The following is a 214-nucleotide window of genomic DNA, read 5'->3' on the forward strand; positions in this document are numbered from 1 at the left end:
CTTTTGTGCTTCTGCTCGTATTGATCGCTGTTTTGTGGTATGCCTATCAGAAAAACAAAGAAACGTTCAAGCAGCTTTCAATTGGGCAAACTGCCGGTGTTTTCGTTTCGTATGGCGCTGCGGTCGCGATCATTGTGGCGGTGCTCTATTATGTGGTGCAGCCAATAACGGAGCCGATTGCCAATGAGCTGTTAAAGCTAGCTGCTCGCTTTGG

The 214-nt window shown here is 48.1% G+C and carries 1 protein-coding gene; it reads left to right on the forward strand.

Annotation, left to right across the window (positions count from 1 at the left end; translation table 11 throughout):
• Positions 1-214 (forward strand): hypothetical protein (locus CHH91_RS20820; protein WP_176465904.1); only part of this gene is annotated, 214 nt, incomplete at both ends.

Source organism: Virgibacillus sp. 7505 (assembly GCF_002272135.1).
Taxonomy (GTDB): domain Bacteria; phylum Bacillota; class Bacilli; order Bacillales; family Amphibacillaceae; genus Terribacillus.